Annotated in this window: 10 protein-coding genes; all 10 read left to right on the top strand. The window is 48.4% G+C overall.

Going from position 1 to position 18,285, the window contains the following annotated elements:
- Nucleotides 1-284: 284 nt before the first annotated feature.
- Nucleotides 285-1,946, top strand: coding sequence for an extracellular solute-binding protein (locus EXY20_RS05160; protein ID WP_135548338.1), 1,662 nt, complete (start codon nt 285-287; stop codon nt 1,944-1,946).
- Nucleotides 1,947-1,971: 25 nt separating this feature from the next.
- Nucleotides 1,972-3,546: a helix-turn-helix domain-containing protein gene (locus EXY20_RS05155; RefSeq protein WP_135548336.1), complete on the top strand. Its 1,575-nt coding sequence runs from the start codon at nt 1,972-1,974 to the stop codon at nt 3,544-3,546.
- Between the two features lie 15 nt (nt 3,547-3,561).
- A complete protein-coding gene (locus EXY20_RS05150) occupies nt 3,562-5,721 on the top strand; it encodes a hypothetical protein (protein ID WP_135548334.1) in 2,160 nt (719 codons plus the stop codon).
- Nucleotides 5,722-5,920: 199 nt separating this feature from the next.
- Entirely contained in the window at nt 5,921-6,832 is a 912-nt protein-coding gene (locus tag EXY20_RS05145) for an ABC transporter permease subunit (RefSeq protein WP_135548332.1), read from the top strand.
- Between the two features lie 35 nt (nt 6,833-6,867).
- Nucleotides 6,868-7,761, top strand: coding sequence for a carbohydrate ABC transporter permease (locus EXY20_RS05140; protein WP_235885359.1), 894 nt, complete (start codon nt 6,868-6,870; stop codon nt 7,759-7,761).
- Nucleotides 7,762-7,834: 73 nt separating this feature from the next.
- Nucleotides 7,835-9,553, top strand: coding sequence for a type 2 periplasmic-binding domain-containing protein (locus EXY20_RS05135; RefSeq protein ID WP_135548328.1), 1,719 nt, complete (start codon nt 7,835-7,837; stop codon nt 9,551-9,553).
- 83 nt (nt 9,554-9,636) lie between these two features.
- Nucleotides 9,637-11,754: a hypothetical protein gene (locus EXY20_RS05130; RefSeq protein WP_135548325.1), complete on the top strand. Its 2,118-nt coding sequence runs from the start codon at nt 9,637-9,639 to the stop codon at nt 11,752-11,754.
- Nucleotides 11,755-11,774: 20 nt separating this feature from the next.
- Entirely contained in the window at nt 11,775-12,740 is a 966-nt protein-coding gene (locus EXY20_RS05125; RefSeq protein WP_135548323.1) for an alpha-L-fucosidase, read from the top strand.
- A 161-nt stretch (nt 12,741-12,901) separates the two neighbouring features.
- The gene (locus EXY20_RS05120) at nt 12,902-17,203 is read left to right on the top strand and encodes an S-layer homology domain-containing protein (protein ID WP_167858998.1); all 4,302 of its coding nucleotides are present in this window, start codon (nt 12,902-12,904) and stop codon (nt 17,201-17,203) included.
- Nucleotides 17,204-17,383: 180 nt separating this feature from the next.
- Nucleotides 17,384-18,277 (top strand): phytanoyl-CoA dioxygenase family protein, encoded by an 894-nt coding sequence (locus EXY20_RS05115; protein WP_135548319.1) that lies wholly within the window; start codon nt 17,384-17,386, stop codon nt 18,275-18,277.
- The last annotated feature ends 8 nt before the right edge of the window (nt 18,278-18,285 follow it).

Here is an 18,285-nt window from a genome sequence, read left to right as displayed (position 1 = left end):
CATCTTGCACCGCCTTTTCGCCCCCTGCTGCGTCAGTTTTGCTTGACTTACCCCCGGTAAGCCTGCGCAAAACTTCCTTGCATGGGACGAAAATTCGGCACAATCTGTTCCCCTCGGAGTATTCAGACACGCCTTAGTCCAATTATCGTAAAATAAGAATAAGGGTCATTGCTGCGGCGCATCCGATCCGGCATCAATCAACAAAAATCGTTGATCTGTTTCTGTGAAGCAGGGCCTTTTGGGATTACAATTTAATAGGTGAAGAATGGCGAGGGATTGAAGCGATGAATGGCAAAAAGATGATGGTATATATAGTGAGCTTCATGCTTGGCATCAGTATAGTGTTGACAGGATGTAAAGCCAAACAGGACGTGTCCGTAGAACCAAAAAAATTGGTGAAGATGAGTATTTCTTTGCAACAGGGCAGTGCGTACGAAGGCGTCCAGACCGATCCCGTTGCATTGGAAATCGAACGCCGTTTTGGCATCCAGTTGGATTTCAAGCAACTTAATGAAGACCAGTTTATGCTGCAGGCCGCGAGCGGAGAATTGCCGGATATCGTTTTGGCTCAGCGCAGCTGGCTAAAGATATTGATCAATGGCAACAACATTATTCCATTGGATGAGTTAATCAAGCAGGCGCCTCATGTGAACAGTCAATCCGCACGAATCGAATTTGCCAAGAAACACTTGAGTGAAGGCAAGGGAAAGCTGTTTGCGTTATCCACCTTAGGAGGACCGGTCACCCATCAATATATGTATGATGTCGGACCAACCATAAGATGGGACTATTATAGAGAGCTTGGATACCCGGAGATGAAGGATGCCGATGAATTCCTTCAAGTGTTAAAACGAATGCAACAAATTCATCCAAAGGTGGAGAATGGGAAACAAGTATATGGATTTTCATTATGGAATGATTGGGGGATATGGCCCTATAAAATATATCACACGTATGGAAACGGCTTGGAGCAATTAGGCACGATGGAATACGATAGTGATTTTAATGCCAAAAACTTCTTGCTGGATGAGACCAGCGCATGGTGGGAAGGCGTCAAATTTTATTATAAAGCGAATCAAATGGGACTGCTTGATCCGGAATCGTTCGTACAGAAGTTTGATAACATGCAAGCCAAGGCGGCAAACGGTCAAATCCTGGCTACCTATGCCTCATGGACAACGCAGTTGAATACTGAACTCGCCAAAAAGGGATTAAAAACCAGCGGTTTTATGCCCGTGCCCGGTATTTTTCCCTATGTATTTCATGGCGGTTATTCCAATAACGGAAGTCAAGACCAGCTCCTCGTGATCACGAACAATAATCAACATCCGGAAAGAGCCATGGAATTGATTGATTTTGTTTTCTCCGAAGAAGGCTCGAGAATACTCTGGAGCGGTTTGGAGGGGACGCATTGGACAAGAGAGAGCGGGAAAGCGCAGTTTCGGGACGAATTAATCGCTCAATACGATATCGTCAATACTGACTTTGCCAATACAACCGGAATTACCAAATATCATAAGCTGGCTGGTTTTAATGATGCAACGGTGCATGCCGACGGGCAGATGATGAATTTGGCCATGTCGCCTGAATTATTTATCAAATATAGCAATAAACTGGATCGGGATTACAGCGATCATTATCAAGTGCAGTATCCAGGGCAGCTATATGATCAGTTGGCTGAAGCAAACAAAATCAAGTTTCTTGCCATTAATACGGATTTCCAGGTTGCTACTGGCTCCGTTCCTGATGAGATCAAGCGGATCGATGGCCAGTTATTGGAATATATCGGGAAAAATGTGCCTAAAATCATTATGGCGAATTCGAATGACGAGTTCAATGCTCTGAGGAAGGGGGCTATTGACGAAATGCTTCGCATGGGATTAGACCAATCGAATCGATACTGGCAGGGTATATTTTCCAAAACAAAAGGTTTATTCACGAAATAGTCCAATCCGGTTGGAGGGGGTCATTTTGTATCATGTACTAATTGCCGAAGATGAAATGATGTTTAGAATGATGCTGAAAAGCACGGTGAATTGGGCCAAGCTGAATATGAAGGTCGTATCCGATGTATCCAATGGTGCAGATGGCTGGACCGCATACCAACAAGTCAAACCTGATATCGTCATTACGGACCTTCGTATGCCGGTCATGGATGGTTTGGATTTCATCGTCAAAATTCGCGAATCCGACGAGCAACAGTCCAAAATTGTCGTTTTAACTTGTTTGGACGATTTTGACATGGTTCGTACGGCGTTGAAATATGGCGTATCGGATTATATCTTGAAGCTAACGATGACTCCCGATGAAATTGATAGCGTGCTGAACAGACTTGTGAAAGAGCTTGAAAAAGAAGGCAGAACCATTCAAACGGATGCTCAAATGGAATGGGATCGGGATGTGCAAAAGGAAATCCTGATCAAAGATTATTTATTTCGCAGGCGATATTTCGTCGAGGAATTTACCGGTAAAGCGGAGGAACTGCAGCTTAGATTACAACCATCGAAAGGTATAGCGGGAGTGATGATGGAGATTGATCACTTCGAGCTGCTTCAGGAAAAATTCAAAGATCTTAAGGGCCAGATTATCAAAATGTCGCTATTAAATGTGTTGGAGGAAATCATGTCAGGCTTCCGTCGCGGGGAATCCATCCATGACAGTGATTCCCGTTATTTTATCCTAGCAAACTGTGCGAAGGTGGAGGAGTTGTTTCCACTGTTGGAGCATATTAAAAAGGTCATGAAAACCTATTTTAACATGACAGTCACGTTCGGCATCAGTTCCTTGCATATTGGCTTTGAAAGGCTGAAATCCGTTTACACGGAATGCTCAACCGCTTTGGAGCAAAAGTTTTTTCGAGGTTTAGGCACATTAAATGAATATAAAACGAGTGATTCCAAAGATTCTCACTTGTCATCTTATTTGCTGAACGGAGGCGATCAAGATTGGCTTACAAGTGATTCCCGTCGAAAGATCTTGTATGACAAGCTACGGCAGATAGGCGGGTTCCGTTCAGAGGAGAGGCAGCAAGTCATCTGGTTGTTCATGCAGGGCCTGCACAGGATAACATATTCGCTGCGGTTAACAGGCGATGCTGTGTCAGAGCTGGTGTATACCTATACAGAGCTCATGGCCAAGAGTGAAACGTTGGAGGAGTTGTTTGCATTCTTTGAAGCTTTTGTAGAGGAAATCCACCGATTGAGGTCGCGAAACCAGATGAGCAAGGAAGTATCGCGGGTTATGGAGTGGATGGAAGAACATTACAAGGAAAGCGTGGATTTGCATCAAGCGGCGGAAAAAGTGAATCTGTCTTACAATCATTTAAGCATGCTATTCAAGAAGGAAGCCGGAATCAGCTTTAGTGATTATTTGCAGCAGATTCGCATTGAAAAAGCAAAGGAGCTTCTCTTGAAATCGGATAAAAAGCTATACGATATCATGGAAGAGGCCGGATTTACCGATCAAAGCTATTTCAGTCGCTTGTTTAAGAAGGTAGTGGGGGTAAGGCCCAGCGAATTTAAGAAATCATGGGCTAAAGAGGTATGAAGGGGGGAATAGGCCATGGAAATAAATCAACATGAGGGTTGTCGGCTCGTCAACGCGGCATGGGAATTAAAAGTAAATGTCGTATCCAATCAATTAAAAGTTTCGTGGACGGAACGATCAACGGGAACCCGGATGGCGGATGATGGGTATCTATATCGGTTTACGATTCCATCCCTGCACGGCTATAGAGTGATTGATCAATTGGAGCATCTGGTTTGCCGCTTGCTGAATGAACAGACCATCGAGATTCGTGGGAAAGCGGCGGGACTGGAAATCATTCATCATTTTACAATGTCCTGTAATCAACCTGTTATGGAAGAAAGTATACAACTCGTCAACACTACGGAGGAAACCATTTCACTCAAGCACATCGAAATGGGGCTGCAAAAAACCTTTACACAAGATCCGGGATGGCACGGAAAACCGGATGCAGTCATCCTGCCGGAATTGAGAAATCAAAGGCTGACCGCCCTGCCCTTTAAACATGCCGCGGATGATTTAAAGGGAATGGATCGCTCTTACACCTTCATGGATTTGTTGGCGAGGCCGGGAGAAGAGGTTCGCACTGCCGAGAACCTCGGCTGTATGTATTTTCCGGCGCTGCATCGTGCTTCGGAGGGTTGGGCTTGGGAGTACGAGCTATTTACCCTGGGCATCTTTCATTTTTCGAGTGTACATATGATGTATAGCGTTATCGCGGTGGAAGCTTATCCGGATCGGGCAGCGCTCCGGTTTGGAGGTGCAGCCATGGTGGACGGCGAACCTGCTATTCTGAAACGGATTGGCAAGGGAGAAACGGTTCAACTCGGTTTGACAAGATTCGAGCAGGTGGCCGGGAAGTATTATGAAACCGCTTATGCATTCCGTGCTTTCCTGGATCATCAGGGCTGCAGATTTCCCGCATCCTTCAATCCTCCGATTCATTGGAACGAATTGTATGACAATCCGGAATGGAACATGAATTGTCCGACGCGAGACTTTCAATCCAAAACGACACGTTCCTTCACCTATACCAAAGCTTGGATTGAACAGGAGGCTATTAAGGCAGCGCAATACGGGGCAGAAGCGCTATACCTGGATCCAGGCTGGGACACGGAATTTGGCTCCTTTCTTTGGGGAGAAGCGTGGTTAGGATCAGAGCAAGCCTTTATGGATGAAATGAAGGATAAATACGGTTTGCAAGTTTCCCTGCACGCTCCGGTAGCTCCCTGGACCAGCCAGGCCGGCTTTGTTTCCAGTTGGTCGAAAGAGGCCTATCGGAAAGATCGGACGGGGGCGATCCTCGAAGGCTCCTTGTGTCTCGGCTCAACATCGTATCTGGACGAGGCGGCCGGCCGGTTGCTTGACCATTGCGCCAAGGGAGCCGGCTTTATTATGTTTGACGGGAATAACTGGAACGGAGGGTGCTGGAATGAAACCCATGGACATCCGGTGCCCTATGAAAAAAATGATCATATGGAAGCCTGTATGGAACTGACCCGGCGAGTGAAGATGAAGTATCCGGAAGTATGGATTGAAATGCATGATATGATCAGTGGAGGAAGTCGAACCCGGTATACCCCGGTTTATTATCAATATGGAATGGAACACAGCTACGATATGCGTTGGGGCTATGAGTTAATGTGGAATCCGCTGGAGGATCTGCTCGAAGGTCGATCATTAGCCTTGTTTTATTATAATTTGGCTTGTAATGTTCCGCTTTATTTGCACATTGATCTCAAACAAGATAATGAACACGGCATTGTTTTTTGGTGGTATGCTTCAACCTGCAGACATCTGGGAATAGGGGGCACTCACCGTCATCCGGTTATCGCGGAATCGCAAAAGATGTGGATGAAGCAATACAAGCGGCTCAAAAAGTTTTATACACAAGGTGAATTTTACGGATCGGCAACCTGTCCCGAGGAAGCTCATTTTCACGTGTTGCCGCATGAGAATGCTTTGGTTATTAATTTATTTAATTTAACTACGGCGTTTCGGGATATTAAGGGTGAAATAGACGTGGCGGTATTGGGGCTTGATCCCGATCTGTGGTACTTTGTTCCGCAACCCAATGTTGCTATGATCGATGGGAAATTGAAATGGACTCGTTTCCTGCCGCCTCTGGGGGCGGATCTATTAGAAATATGGCCATCTGACTCGCTGGGCCATCCCTCATCCGTACAAAATTCGTAACTGCACAATAAATAGGCCATCACGATACAAAAGGATCGAATAAACGGCTCTTTCATTCCCGTTTCAAAACAACAAATTTCGTTGTTTTGTTTCTGGGAACGGGGGCCGTTTCTGATTACAATCTGTCATGTAGGAGAAAACGCAGATTATGCTTGTGAAGCCGATTTGCTAAAGCAAGCCCTGAGGAGGATTGCCATACATGTTTAGTAAAAAAGCGGGCTGGAGCAGAAATCGAACGATGCTGGTCTCCATGGCGGCCCCCTTCATGATCATCACTTTTATCTTTTATTATATTCCTTTATTCGGTTGGGTTTATGTTTTTTTTGATTATAAGCCGGGAATTCCACTTGGAAATACGCCCTATGTGGGTCTCAAGTTTTTCGAGCTGGCGCTAGGTCCCGGCAGTGATTTATATAAAGTGCTGAAGAATACGTTCGTCCTAAGCTTTCTGGCGCTCTTGACCGCACCGCTTCCAGTCATGCTGGCGATTATGCTGTCAGAGTTGAAAAATCATCGATTCAAGAAGCTGGTGCAAACGACAACGACATTACCTTATTTTATCAGCTGGATTATCGTTTTCTCGTTGGCTTTCTCCATGTTTTCTATAGACGGGTTGGTCAATCGGATTCTCGGCATGCTGAATATAAGCGATGCCCCGTTAAATGTATTGGGGAATAATGCGGGAGCCTGGTATATTCAAACCGCCTTTCATTTATGGAAAACGATTGGCTTCAACGCCATCATTTACTTGGCGGCCATCAGCGGAATTGACCTCGAACAATTCGATGCGGCCAGGGTGGACGGAGCCAACCGGCTGCAGACGATCTGGCATATTACCGTTCCGGGCATTATGCCTACCTTTATTGTGCTGCTGCTGCTTTCCGTCAGCAACCTGTTATCCAACGGCTTCGAACAATTTTTTGTTTTCTACAATCCGTTGGTCGCCGACAAGCTCAATGTGTTGGACTACTACATTTACAGAGTCGGCATTCTGCAAGGAGACTATGCTTATGCAACCACGATAGGCGTATTCAAAACGATCGTTAGTTTGGCGTTGCTGTTCACGATCAATCAGATTGCCAAAAAAGTGCGCGGAGAAGCCATCGTTTAGTGAAGTGATGATGCGGCATGCAGAAAGGAGTTCAAATGAAAAAACATTCATTTGCCGGGCATACATTCAACATGATTAATGCAGTCCTCTTGACCCTGTTAATGATCGTGTGCATGTATCCCTTTTTCTATATCTTTATTTATTCCATCAGCGACCCCATCCAGGCTTCCCAGGGGCTGATTCTTCTGCCCAAGGAGGTGACCTTATCCAATTACACGCAAATATTAAATCAACAAATGATTGGGCAAGCCATTTTCATTTCCGTTTCCCGAACAATCATCGGCACGTTCGTTACCGTTCTAAGCTGCTCTTTATTTGCTTTTACCTTGACCAAAAATGAGCTGCCGCTGCGCAAGTGGGCTTATCGGTTCGTCATTATGACGATGTATTTTAACGCAGGGCTTATCCCTTGGTATTTAACGATGAAAGGCTTGGGGCTGGGCAATAATTTTATGTTATACATTCTGCCTACCGCCATTGTTGGATTCTATGTGATCCTCTTGAAAACCTTCTTCGAGCAAATTCCGCCTGCGTTGGAGGAATGTGCAACGGTCGATGGAGCGGGATATTATACGATTGTCTTCAAAATCATCCTTCCATTATCGCTGCCGATTCTTGCGACGATTGCTGTGTTCAGCGCGGTAAATCAATGGAACACTTGGGTGGACAATTATTTTCTGGTGTCCGGGCAGAAATTAAGAACCTTGCAAATGGTACTCTATGACGTTTTGAATCAATCGGAAATGCTGGCGAGAAAAATGCGGGAGGCACAAACGCAAACATCGATTTCGCGGCCGGTTTCGGCAATTAGCCCCCAGTCCATTCGAATGACCATGACGATCATTGTCACATTGCCCATCATATTCGTCTATCCCATCCTGCAAGGTTACTTTGTCAAAGGGATCATGCTGGGCGCTGTCAAAGGGTAAACTCGATTCCTCTTTAACGGGGCAATCGGTTGCTATAAGTCGAAATTTATTCATAAAAAGGAGCGAAGTAAGCGTGAAATTGAAAAAGACGATGGTTGTGGTCGCGGTTCTAACGCTCAGCATCAGTACGGTGTTATCGGCATGCAGCTCCAAGAAGGAAACAAGCAAGGAGCAAGCGAGCAGTAGCCCGGCAAGCACTCCGGCTGCAACTCAAGCCTCGACTCCAACGCCCAAGCCCGTAATCCGGATGACGATTTCCTTGCAACAAGGCAGCTTGTATGAAGGCGTCCAGTCCGATCCGGTAGCCAAGGAAATCGAGAGACGCCTGGGCATTCAATTGGATTTTAAATCGATGAATGAAGATCAGTTTAAGGTGCTGGCGGCAAGCGGGGATTTGCCGGAGATTGTGCTGGCCCAGCGCAAATGGTTGAAGGTGCTGGTAGACGGCAACAAGATCATCCCGCTGGACGATCTCGTCGCGAACGCGCCGAATATCAAGAAACAGGCGGATCGCATTAAGTTTTCCAAACAATATTTAAGCGAGAATAAAGGAAATCTGTATGCGTTATCGGCAGGCGGCGGCCCTGTTGCCATGCAGTATATGTATGATGTTGGCCCCAATATCAGATGGGACTATTATAAGGAGCTCGGGTATCCGGCGATGAACAATCCGGATGACTTTCTCAATGTAATGAAACAAATGCAAGATAAACATCCCAAGACGGCAGATGGCAAAAAAGTGTATGCATTTTCCTTGTGGAATGATTGGGGAACATGGCCCTATAAGCTGTATCAAACGTATGGGAGCGGCGTTGAACAAATGGGCACGATGGAATACAACAGCGATTTTGCCGCCAAAAACTTTTTGATGGATGAAAGCAGCAGTTGGTGGGCGGGGATTAAGTTTTACAACAAAGCCAATCAAATGGGACTGCTCGATCCGGAATCATTCGTGCAGAAATTTGACAATATGCAGGCCAAAGGGAATAACGGCCAAATTCTGTCCACCTATGCAGCATGGACTACACAGCTGAATGCCGAACTGGCCAAACAAGGCAAGGATACAGCCGGATTTATGCCGGTGCCTGGAATGTACCCGTATGTATTCCATGGGGGATATTCCAATAACGGCAATCAGGATTATCTGCTGGTGATAACGAAAAACAACAAAAATCCGCAAAGAGCGATGGAATTGCTGGATTTCGCTTTTTCCGAAGAGGGTTCGAGGATTCTCTGGAGCGGGATCGAAGGCGAGCATTGGATGAAAGAAGGCGGCGTATCCAAACTGAAACCGGATATCGTAGCAAACTATGATACAGCCAACAATGCATTCGTCAACTTGTCCGGAATCACCAAGTATCAGAAAATGGCAGGATTCAATGCAGCCAAGGTGCATGCCGACGGGCAGAGAATGGATTTGGCATTGGCTCCGGAGGTCTTCGTTAAACGAAGCAATCCGCTGGATAAGGACTTCAGCAGCCATTACAATGTGGTCTATCCAGGCCAGTATTATGACAAGCTGGTAGCAGAGAAGAAGCTCAAATTTCTGGAAATCAATACTGATTTCCAAGTGGCGACAGGCACTGTGCCGGATGATATAAAACGAATCGATGATAATTTAATGACATTCATCAGCACCAATGTGCCGAAGGTGATCATGGCCAAGACGGATGCGGAGTTTACGACGCAGATGAAGAGTGTTATTGCTGAAATGGTCAAGATGGGGCTGGATCAATCAAACGCATATTGGACGGACGTATTCACCAGAACGAAAGCCTCCTTTAAACCGTAGGAAGCTTCAGCCCTGCAAGCTGGTTTACTCCGAAAGGCCGGGTCGATCCCGGCCTTCTCATTTTAACAGTTGGAGGCATCATTATGGTTCGGGTTCGGAATGAGTTCGCTGCTGCATCCATCGTTCTGCGTTATGCAGAACAGGAATTAATCGAAACATGGGATCGTTTGGAGCAGGAAGCGTTATTAAGTGATGTGGAGTCGGATGAATGGGTTTTTGAGCTGAAGATTGACGCTTATATGGAGCCCTTTAGCTTTGCTGTAACTACACAGTTGGAGAACGATCGCACCTTTCGGGTTCAGCTTACGGGGGCAGACGGAGCCTGTGTATTGCATGCCGTGTATACGATGTTTGAACAGGCCGGCATTTGCTATGATATCTCGGATACGATGATCTCCGCGCATTTCTCATTGAACAACCTGCTGGGGTTCTCCATCCTCGTGAATCCGTCCGTACAAAGAAGAGGCATTCGGCAGCATATTAATTTCCCGATGGATATTTCCTCGTATCCATTGGCAGAAGCGAAACGGTACATTCGCCAATTGGCTCGTTTGAAATATAACCATATTACCTTTCACAGCTATCCCGGGCAATGGTATGAATTTGTGGACAGGGGAGATGACGTGAAAGCCGGTCAATTCTTTTATGGCCAGGAGCATGCTATTCCAGCGGCGCATCCGATCCGGAATTCGATTCGGAATGAAAGCATGTATTGTATACCGGAATTGGAATCCTTGTTTATCGGGCGAAGCGACGAACATACAGGCGCAGCTTTAAGCCAAGCGGCCATTCACTGGCTGCAGCAGGTGATGGAGGAAGCCAAGAAGACGGGCATGCAAGTTCAATTCTCCATAGAGCTGAGGCGGGAGAAGCCGGGGGATCTGCTGTTTGCAGATTGTTATGCCAAGTGTCTGGCGGCGCTTGCGCAATACCCGCTGATTGACGTGTTCGAAATCATCACATCGGAGTGCGGCGGGAATGAATACCTGGAATATGCCGCTTCCGTTGCCAAGGTGCGGGAGCTGGCCAACCAGCTATTTGGCAGCTATTTGGTTGACGAGTTGGAGCTTGCCTCTGACCTGAAGGATGCTTATGTGCAAACACCTGGTATTATGAGCCAAATCTCGCTTGCTTTAAAAATCACGGAGAAATTGTTGAACGCCGGGCTGGAGCGTCTGCCGCTGATTGCGCTTGGTGTATATGCTACAGAACATGCCGCCCTCCGGGTTGCCCACAAGCTCTTGACAAGGCTGGCTCCACCCGAAATCAGCTTTGCCTTTTTACCTGCGCATGGGGCGCGAGAGGTTGTTGAATCTCTTGAACAAATGGCGCTGGAGCCTGAGCATTTACAAAGAATGATGATCTATAGCTGGTGTGAATTCGATGGCAATATGTATCTGCAGCAGAATCCGTTAACCGGCATTTATCGGTTAATTGAACTGATTCAGCTCAGCGGTTCCAAGGGGCGTGTGGCAGGGGTTGTCTTCAATCATTGGAGAACCGCCGAGAATCGAATAGCGATCAACTATGCCGCAGCACTCTGTAACGACCATACGCTGACACCCGATCGCTTCTATGCAGCCTTTACGCAATCCATGGGAATGGAAGCTGCCGAATCGTTCATTCGTGCCATAAAAGACCTTGACGACGTAGACCATCGCGTACGGAAAGAGCTGCCTAATGTGGGCTTTTGTTTTGTTGCCTGCTGGTTCTCCGCAGGTTTGGGCAGTATTCATTGGTGGAGCCTGAATAAGGTGATTGAGATTAAGCTGGAATATCATCGCATTCACAAGCAGCTATCTGCTTGTCTCGAAGGGAGGAGTTCGTCCTCCGGAACGAGTCTGATCAAGTTTCTTCTCAATCGAATCATGTGTACCGTCCATCATTTGGAGGCGATTGAATCGTTGGTGCCGCTAGCTGTGATTTGTTCCGGCAAATCGCCTTACTCGCTAAACGAAGAGGATCAAAGCGTTGTGAGAAAGGCTTGTGACAGGGCCAGCGAAAAGATTGAACTGTACATGCAATTGCATGCAGCGGATCTGCCGGACCGCGGCTGCGAAGGGACACTCATCAGTTATTTCCACACCTTGCCCGTTGTCGTCAAGAAGATCAGAAAGGAATATGGAACAAGCGAACAGACGGAAGAAACGGCCAAGCATAGAGGAAGTGCGGGTGACCCCCCGCCTCCGGCTATATTCTGAACGAAAGGAATGAGGGATCTGTGAACAGAGAAATCGTTGAACAGGCTATGCAGAAAACAAAATGGTTGCGGGATGCGAAATTCGGCATCATGGTTCACTGGTTATCCATCACCAAGCCTAAAGAGGAGGAGGAGGCAATTGCAGATTACAATGAAATGGTCAACCAATTTAAAATAGAAGCATTCTGTCAGCAGGTGCAAGCTGCCGGTGCAGACTATGTCATCTTTCCATTCGGGCAAAGCACGGGCTTATACTGTTCACCCAATTCCTATCTCGAACAGATTCTTCCGGGAAGGTGCTCCGGGTTTGATTTGGCTCTGGAAATTGCCAGAAACCTGGAGCAGAAGGGGATCGGTTTTATCGCTTATTTATCATCCGAGGTGGATAGCTGTCCGGATCGTGAGCTGCGTGATGCATTTGGCTGGGATCTCGATCCGGTTGATAAAACGGTGTTTCAAGCGCGTTATCTACCATTTATCGAAGCGTGGTCGGTTAAATTCGGCCGTCTGATCAAAGGCTGGTGGTTCGATGGCTGTTACGATCAGCATCCCTGGTCATTGACGCAGGAATGGAGCAACGCCCGCTTTGATTTTCCGGCCTGGGCCCGGGCTTGCAGGAAAGGGAACGAGCAAACCTTGATCGCCTATAATAATGGCGTCGGCAGCTTTCTGCCGATCTGCAGAGAACAGGATTATGTAGCAGGTGAGGCAACGGATCTTTCCTACTATCCTGCAGAAGCTTGCGTTGGTTATAGCCAATGGCATGTACTCACTTATATCGATTGCATCTGGGGACATGTGAAGGAAGCGGGAGTGATTCCCGATCCCATTTATACGGATGAGGAATTGTTTGCCTACGTGGGCAGGTGCAAGGAAAAAGGCGGTGCGGTCACCTTAAATGTTGGCATCTATCAAGACGGCACCATGCCCGAAAAAAGTATCCAACAGTTGGAGAGACTGGCTAAATTTCTGGTCCAAAAATCGTAGAATCGGAACAAATTCGATCATGAAAGACCAACTATGTCGACATGAAGGAACAAAAATCGATAATTTGTTCATGGGAAAGGGAGTCTCGTTGTTTTAGAATTATTCTTGCATGTGGAGTGATCGCATCCGTAACAAGACGAGGGAATCCAGGAGGACGTGAAATGAGCATCCTATATAAAAAAGGAATTCCCGGGATCCTTGTGATGTTGATGGTCGTGGGAGGATTGGCGGGACTTATTGTACTTGGAGGAAAAGCAAGCGCTGCAACAAAGTTCGCCGGAGGAACGGGTACGGCCGATGATCCTTATCAGATTTCAACTGCCGATCAGTTGAGTGAAGTTAGGAATAATTATGCTGCGGGCACTTATTTCAAGTTGACGGCAAATATTGATTTGAGCAGCTTCAGCAGCGGAGCCGGCTGGCTGCCGATCGGTGATGATAGCGGTTTATTTCAAGGAAACATCAACGGGAACGGATTTACAATTGCCAATCTAACCATCAATAGACCCACATCTGTCAACGTAGGACTTTTCGGGAAAACGGCTAATTCAAGTGTAATAACCAATATGATGGTGAAAAATATGGCCGTGCTCGGGAAGGATAATGTAGGCGGCTTGGCAGGAAAGAATAGCGGAACCATCAGCAGCAGCTACACTACAGGAAGTGTAAGCGGTACAACCTCGGTAGGCGGCTTGGTAGGACACCACGCTTATGGAACCATCAGCGGCAGCTACTCCTTGGCAAACGTGAGCGGGACAAGCACTGTAGGCGGCTTGGTGGGTCAAAATTATAACGCCACCTTTACTAACACAATCAGCAACAGCTATGCCGCAGGAATGGTGAGCGGAACAAGTTTCAATCTTGGCGGCGTGGTTGGGTACAACAATGGAATGATCAGCACGAGTTATTACGACAAGAATACAACGACCCGAGTGGACACAGGCAAAGGGGAGGGCAAATCAACTGCAGAGATGAAAGACCTCGCCACATTCAGCGGTTGGAATTTCAACTCGGATTGGTATATGCTTCCGGATCAATATCCTCAATTATGGGCGCTTACTGCTTTGGCACAAGGGACGGGATTCGGAACAACGAAGCTAATGAATGTAGCGGCGGGTATGGAGTATTCACTTGACGGCAATCATTATACGGCGATCACGGGCACTTCTGTGGACAACATTGCTGTGAATGCCGGGGATACAATCACTGTCCGGGTAGCGGCAACTCCAACAAGCAAAAAGATTTTGGATGTCGGTTTAGCAGACATCCAGCCGCCGGCAGCACCCGCAGCGGCATTGGCTGCCGGAACAACCGCGGGGACAACGAAGATCATCCATGTGACGAGCGCGATGGAGTATAAGGTACAAGGCGGGATCTACATGGCGATTGCCGGTACCTCTGTCGATAATTTGGTTATGAATGCCGGAAATGCCTTATTGATCCGAGTGAAAGAAACCGCAGAACAACCTGCATCCCCGGCTGTAACATTGACGGTCAGTCTGACGGACATTTCGCCCGGCGGCGGCGCGGCCAATGCAAATTTCGCAGGGGGCATGGGTACGGTCAGAGATCCCTATCAGGTTGCAACCGCCGATCAGTTGGATCAGGTCAGGAATTATTTTGGCGCCGGCATTTATTTCAAGCTTACGGCAGACATTGATTTGAGCAGCTATAGCAGCGGAGCCGGCTGGCTGCCAATCGGCGAGGACAGTTCGCTTTTTAATGGGACCATAAACGGCAATGGATTTGCCATCACGAATGTAACCATTAACAGGCCAACTGCCACGAATGTAGGGCTTTTCGGGAAGACGGCTTATTCAAGCGTAATCACCAATATGGTTTTAAAAAATGTAGCCGTGCAAGGAAACCAAAATGTAGGCGGCTTGGCGGGAATGAATAGCGGGACCATCAGCAACAGCTACACAACAGGAAGTGTAAGCGGAACTTCCACGGTAGGCGGCCTGGTAGGAACCCACTCATTTGGAACCATCAGCAAGTGCTACTCCTTGGCAAGCGTGAGCGGGACCAGTTATATAGGCGGTTTGGCGGGTCAGAATTACAATGCTGATTTTGATGCCGCCATCACCAACAGCTATGCTGCAGGAGTTGTGAGCGGATCGGGCAACCTTGGTGGTTTAATAGGATATAATGGCAGAACCATTATTAGCAGCTATTATGATAAGACGACAAGTACCCGAACCGATACAGGAAAAGGGGAAGGCAAATCCACTGCGGAAATGCAAAATCCGGCCACATTCAGCGGCTGGGATTTCCATTCGGACTGGTATATGCTTCCGGGTCAATATCCGCAATTATGGGCGCTTACTGCCTTGACACAAGGAACGGATATCGGAACAACGAAGCTGGTCAGTGTTGCGGCGGGTATGGAGTATTCACTTGACGGCAATCATTATACGGCGATCACGGGCACTTCTGTGGATCATATTGCTGCGAATGCCGGGAATACAATCACTGTCCGGGTAGCGACATATGCCTCAAGCGCAAAAACCTTGACAGTCGATATAGCGGATATCAAACCGGCGCTGAACAGCACGATCGGCGCAACAGAAGGCGACTTCGACAAGTATGCATGGTCGGCCGGGAATTCGGATATGACGACGAACCTGTCGCTCAATGGCAACACGTTGGTTAGCATTAGCAACGACGCAACGGCGCTTGTGTTCGGCACCGACTATACAGTAACGGGCAGTACGGTGACGATTAAAAAGAGTTATTTGGCTAACCAATCCGTAGGCACAACGATCCTGACGTTCGCGTTCAGCGCAGGAGCGGATCAGACGCTGACGATCACGGTTAGCGACACGACGCCACCGAACTACAACGTGATGTATAGCGGCAACGGCAGCACGGGAGGAAGTGCGCCAACGGATAGCGGCTCTTATGCGCAAGGAGTTACGGTGTCGGTGTACGGCAACACGGGAAATCTGGTCAAAATGGGTTACACGTTTGCAGGCTGGAACACGCAAGCGGATGGAAGCGGAACGAGCTATGCGGCGGGAGCGGCCTTCACAATGGGAACCTCCAACGTTACGCTGTATGTGAAGTGGAAAAGCAGCAACGCGGATTTAAGCGGTTTGACGCTGCCTGGCAGTACACTGAATCCGGCATTTGCGGCAGCCACGACAAGCTATACGGCGAACGTGGCGAACAGCATGAGCGGAATCACGGTAACGGCGACGGTGAACGATGCCGTTTATGCCACGGTTACGGCCACGGTGTACAGCAATGCGGGGATGGTGACAAGCGGTCCAATTGCATTGACAAACGGTGCTGTGTCCCCGTCGCTTCCGCTGAACGAAGGCAACAACATGATCAACTTGGTCGTGACAGCACAGGATGGTACAACGAAGACATATATAGTTGCAGTGAACCGCGCATCCAATGACGGCGCTGGCGCTGAAAGCAGCAGTGGCGGCTCTGCAGCGCCAAAGCTTCCAAGCGACAATGAATCGACCTCAGCGGATGGCAAATTGACACTTCCTGCGGGTAGAGCAGGCGAAGTTAGTCTGGCGAATGCGGTCAAGATCTCTATTCCGGCAGACGCTTCCGATCAAGAGCTGAAACTGACGATTGAAAAAGTGTTGCAAGTTGAAAATCTGCTAACGAATAAAGACATTTTACTCAGCCCAATCTATGAGATTCTGAAAAACTTCACGGAAAACTTCAGTAAACCGATCACGTTGACCTTATCCTTCGATCCGACTATCTTGAAGAGCAACCAAAAGGCAGCCGTCTTCTACTATGACGAAACGAAGAAATCGTGGGTGGAAGTCGCTGACGGCAAGATCGGCGGCGACCGCATCACAGTAGAGGTGGATCATTTTACGAAATTTGCTGTATTCGCTGCAGACCAAGTGTCGGATATACCGACAAAGGCTCCTTCGACAGATCCGAAACCGGCGATTGCATTTCACGATATTGCCGGACATTGGGCGGAGGCCAGCATCATGCAAGCCTTAAGCGGCGGAATTGTCGCCGGCTACCCGGACGGCACATTCAAGCCGAATCATACCGTGACTCGCGCCGAATTTGCTGTGATGCTGATGAATACGCTAAAACCGCAAGGAGAAGGAGCGGCGCTGACGTTCACGGATACAGCGAGGATCGGATATTGGGCACAGAAAGCGGTTGCGCAAGCGGTACAAGCAGGAATTATTAACGGCTATGAGGATGGCAGTTTCCGTCCGGATGAAGCGATAACACGTGCCGAAATGGCGGCAATGCTTGCAAATGCAAAAGGGCTGTCTGTCGAATCGAATGCCGCAACCGGCTTCGCGGATGACAAGGACATTCCGGCATGGGCAAAAGGCGCAGTGGCAGCGGCTAAAGAGTCTGGCCTTATCGAAGGCAAGGGCTCAAACGCATTCGACCCGGGTGCCGGTACAACAAGAGCGGAGAGTGTAACCGTTCTGCTGAGAATGTCAGCACGAAAGGGCACATAATAAAACCATCGTTGTATGATATACAGTGGAGTATTATACCCGACTAAATTTTGATTCTCATCAAAATAAAGTCGGGTATTTGCTGTTTTCTGCAACTCGTTCCAAATGAGCGTACGGTCCGTCCATTTGCCGGCGAACGCATCGGGACTAAGATAGAAAGAAAAAAGGAGATGCGTTCGCATGGCAAAAGCTATAACCGGTGATTACTCGTACGAGGACAATGTAGGCAGCGCACTGGTCAAAGGCGTGCCGGAGGAGCAGGCCCGGTATATCGCACAGCGCTATTATCGGTATGACCGGCTCGCCGACACCCGTTTCGACGGCGGGGACCCTATGGCGGAGGAGCACATCCGCTTTTACAAGGAGCAGGGCTACCTGGTGGTCGACAACCTGATCGGCCGGGAGGAGGTGGAAGGGGCGCTGATGGAAATCGGCGATATTATTCACGAGCGGCTGCCCGGTCCAAAAATTCAATTTTTCAAGCCGGTCGATGAGCGATGGACATCCGAGGAACGGGAGCTCGCCGTCCGGAAGATATATAACTATGTCGCATACGCCCCCCGGCTGGCCGCATTGGCCCATCACCCGGCACTGGTCGGGCGGGTGGAACGGCTGCTCGGCGAGCGGGCGGTATTGGTCGGGGAGCAGGGGCTGCTCAAGCCGCCCTTCGGCGGAGGCGAAAAGCCTTGGCATCAAGATATGGCGTACGGGGGACTGTTTTTCAAGAAACAGATCGTGACCGTCTGGCTGGCGCTCGACGAGGCGAACCTGGAAAACGGAGGCATGCACATCATCCCGCGCTCCCATTTGCTAGGCGGCGTTCCCCATTTCATGATCCGCGACTGGCAAATGTGCGATACCCATGTGGATGTGGAAAAGGACGTAGCGGTATGCTTAAAACCGGGCGGCGCTCTCATTTTCTCCGGTTTGCTGCAGCATGGGACGCCGGCCAATTTCTCGCCGTTCAAACGACGGGCGCTGCAATTCCGCTACGCGCCCGCATCGGTGAATCTGATGAGCCGGGAGGAGTTCAAGCGGATGTTTACCGGCGAGATGATGGACGCGGAGTGTTGATGCCGCCG

The organism is Paenibacillus cymbidii (assembly GCF_004764705.1).
In the GTDB taxonomy this organism is placed as follows: Bacteria; Bacillota; Bacilli; order Paenibacillales; family NBRC-103111; genus Paenibacillus_AN; species Paenibacillus_AN cymbidii.
The sequence above is the reverse complement of the archived record's forward strand: the minus strand, read 5'-3'. Positions and strand labels throughout refer to the sequence as shown.